We start from the raw sequence: 3074 nt of genomic DNA on the forward strand, positions 1-3074 counted from the left end.
CGACTGGGACACCTTGAGCTTGCAGGAGACGGTCAGGACTTGGGTCATGGTTCTATTGTGACTTCCGCATTCCTCCCAGCACTGACCCTACGGGTACAGTGCGGGGCTCCTGCGATTTCTAGCTGATGGTGCTACAGTAGCCAAAGTAACCTACGTCAGCGATTCCCAAGAGGAGCAAGCCCTAGAACGTTTGGGCACCTACGCCGGCGACCTGTTGCAGGCCAATAGCCGCCTTTGTCAAACCGTCAGCCCCGACCAAGAGGCGGACTACCTCTTGGCAGGTACTCCGGCGCTGCGGGTTGTCATCAAAGCGTTTCCCAAAAGCCCCTACTTTGTCTTGTTTCTGACCCGTTCCATCACCGACCTGAAAGCGATTTCAGACCGGATTAAGGCCATCTTGATCGACGGAAAACCGCTGCTGCCCCCTGTGCAGGACAGCACTATGTCTGTGGCTCAGGCTTTGATGGACTATGCCAAGCGCTACGCTCCGGATCCCAACTTTGTGGCTCTGCGCCTGTCTTTGAAAACGGGCCTAGACCGCAACCGTCTCGAAAAGGGCACCCTGACCCGGCAGGAGTTGCGCATTCTTTACAAAGCGGTAGCAGATCTTTTGGGCCGAGAGCGGCTGCCTATTGCCATGCCGGTTTGAGTAGTCGAGAATGGCTGGCGAGCTTTGCCTGAGGGCAGTTGCCGCGCTCAGGGGCCTGCTTTGAGCACTATCATTCATCTCAACCCACTTGTCCATGCCTGAACATCTCCATCTCGACCGCAACCGCAAGCTGATCTCCCTGTTTGGAGAGCCGGTTATCTTCCACTGCCATCACTACAACCTATTCCTGCAGCAGACTATTGAAGATCCCGACTGGATCGATGGAGTAGGGATCCTGCGCACGGCAGCCCAGGAGATCTTTTACAGTCTTCTGTACGGAGCTTTCAAGGCTCTTGGCGTTCAGGAGACCCAAGGGCGCCTGGCAGTGGCAGCTCAGATCTTCAGTTTTTTAGGATTTGGGCGGCTGGCGTTTGAGGTGACCCCTTCAGGCGGGGAAGTGCAGCTGACCCATTCTCACTACGCAGAAGGCTGGCTGAGCAAGTACGGAGAGCAGGTCAGCCGCACACGTCCCATTGACCACTTGGCGGTGGGCTATGTGGCGGCAGCTCTGGATGCCACGTTTGGCGAGCTGGGAAGCTACGGGGCAGAAGAAACGGAGTGTATGGCCGTTACGCGCAAGGATCACTGCGTGATCCAGGCCACTCGGCTGCCAAAGCCTCAGTCGCTGACTCCCAGTCCAGGCATGGGCAAGCTTATTGAGCAGCCAACCCAGTTCCCGCAGCCCGTAACGGCAGTGGACTATGACGCGGTCAACGAAGCTCTGTGGGGCTTGCCTTTGGCCGGAGATGAGCGGGGGCAAATTCGCGCCTTTAACGTGTTGCTAACGCGCATGCCTGCCAACTACTACAACCGCATTCAGTATCGCTTTTTACAGGAGCTGAAGGCGGTGCAGGCTGAGCTGATGGGGGTGGGGGAAGCTCTCATCCGCGAGTCGGGGCATGTTTGTGTCTTCTACACCCTCGGCAACATCATGGAATCGGTGGAGTGGGAAACCCTGGTGGGGCCGATGCTGGAGAAGGACACGGACTGGATCCACGGCGGCTATGCGGTGGCCAGCAGCCTGGGGTGGGGTCGCTGGCAGGCTTTGGAGGTGGTGAGTGGCCAGTCTTGCCGGGTGGCCATTGACGGCAACTACGAAGCCAACTACTTTTTGGCTTCCTACCCACGGGCAGAAGATCCCGCCTGCTATCTTGCTCAAGGGGCGGTGCCGGCGATGATGGATCTGGTCTACAACGGCAACATCCAGCAGAAGCCGGTTTTGGATCAAGTCTTCTACAACCGCCTCTTCCAGCGGGGTGGGCTCTTCCACGGCAAGGAGACCAAGGCCAGAGAGAAGGGGGATCCCTGGTGCGAGTTCTACGCCGCTCGCGTCAGCGGGACGGAGTCCTTGCGGATGTAGGGATCCATGCAGGTGCGTATCCTCAGGCGGCGGGAGTGTGGAGCGGGGTGGGCCACTGACCTGCTGCTGCCGCGCTGCCTTGCCTGGTCGGAGGTAGAGGTTCTGGCCCAGGAATGGAGGGCTGCCTGTCGCTGTTTTCAAGGGCAACTGGTGTGGCTGGATCTGCCCTCAGGCCGGATTACGGCTTCACTGCGGGTGCCCCGCCTGACGTTGCGACTCCACGATGCTAACGCTGAGGCGCGGATCCTAGATCGCTTGCAGCAGTTGGCGAAGTCTGCTGATTCCAAGGCAGAGGAGAGTTGAGGGCAAGCCTGGCGCGAACATCCTATCCTGCCATGGCAAAGAGGGCGCTCCAGTCGCGGTTGGGCACACCCGGCTTGGCGATGATCTCAAGGATGCGATTTTGGGCGGCGGGCTGGAATAAACTTTCGACGGCCACTTGGGCTACTTTCGTGCGGGGGATGCTGCCGTCAAAGAGGGTATCCGCCTTGGATAGGACAATGCCATCGTCGTTGTCTTGGTTTTTTAGGCCCCCCGGTCGAACGATGGTGTAGGTGAGGCCGCTTTTTTGCAGATATTCTTCCGCCCGTTTTTTCCACACCAGGATCAGCCAAAACAAGTTGAGGGGATGGAACAGCTGGGAAACACACAGGGAAGAGATTAAAACAAAGTGTTGGATCCCTTTGGCTTTGGCCACATCGACCAGGTTCTTGGTGCCTTCATAATCCACTCGGTAGGGCTGAAAGGGATCCCAACTGGGCCTGGCCCCGGTGGCACAGAGCACCACCGTGCATCCTTCCATGCCCGTCTCCAGCGTGGCCGGATCCAGCACATCCCCCACCACCACTTCCGCTTCGGGGGGCAAAACCCGAGCGGCCAGCTCATGGCTGCGCACCAGCGCCCGTACCGGGATGTCGCGGCCCACCAACTCTTTGACAATGCGGCGTCCGGTTTCTCCTGTAGCCCCTGCAACAAAAGCCTGCATAAGTTTCTGATACATTTACGCTGAACACTGCTGAACATCACTGTTCAACTATGCAGCGATAGCATTCTGTTTGTTTCCAA

4 protein-coding genes are annotated in these 3074 nt (G+C 58.2%); 3 read left to right on the forward strand and 1 reads right to left on the reverse strand.

Annotation, left to right across the window (positions count from 1 at the left end; genetic code table 11):
- Nucleotides 1–190: 190 nt before the first annotated feature.
- The 3 genes from NW834_RS13500 (at nucleotide 191) to NW834_RS13510 (ending at nucleotide 2312) form a co-directional block, all read left to right on the forward strand.
- Nucleotides 191–649, forward strand: coding sequence for a hypothetical protein (locus tag NW834_RS13500; RefSeq protein WP_414419736.1), 459 nt, complete (start codon nucleotides 191–193; stop codon nucleotides 647–649).
- A gap of 94 nt (nucleotides 650–743) precedes the next feature.
- Nucleotides 744–2009, forward strand: a complete 1266-nt coding sequence (locus NW834_RS13505) for a hypothetical protein (protein WP_414419737.1) — start codon at nucleotides 744–746, stop codon at nucleotides 2007–2009.
- A 6-nt stretch (nucleotides 2010–2015) separates the two neighbouring features.
- Entirely contained in the window at nucleotides 2016–2312 is a 297-nt protein-coding gene (locus NW834_RS13510; RefSeq protein ID WP_011432165.1) for a hypothetical protein, read from the forward strand.
- 22 nt (nucleotides 2313–2334) lie between these two features.
- On the opposite strand, the gene NW834_RS13515 is transcribed toward NW834_RS13510, so the two are convergent.
- Nucleotides 2335–2994: an SDR family oxidoreductase gene (locus NW834_RS13515; RefSeq protein ID WP_414419738.1), complete on the reverse strand. Its 660-nt coding sequence runs from the start codon at nucleotides 2992–2994 to the stop codon at nucleotides 2335–2337.
- Between the last annotated feature and the right edge of the window lie 80 nt (nucleotides 2995–3074).

This window comes from Synechococcus sp. R60.1 (assembly GCF_047461835.1).
Lineage (GTDB): Bacteria > Cyanobacteriota > Cyanobacteriia > Thermostichales > Thermostichaceae > Thermostichus.

Coding starts and splice junctions, on each gene's coding strand:
- NW834_RS13505 (WP_414419737.1), top strand. CDS start 744: ATGCCTGAACATCTCCATCTCGACCGCAACCGCAAGCTGATCTCCCTG.
- NW834_RS13510 (WP_011432165.1), top strand. CDS start 2,016: ATGCAGGTGCGTATCCTCAGGCGGCGGGAGTGTGGAGCGGGGTGGGCC.
- NW834_RS13515 (WP_414419738.1), bottom strand. CDS start 2,994: ATGCAGGCTTTTGTTGCAGGGGCTACAGGAGAAACCGGACGCCGCATT.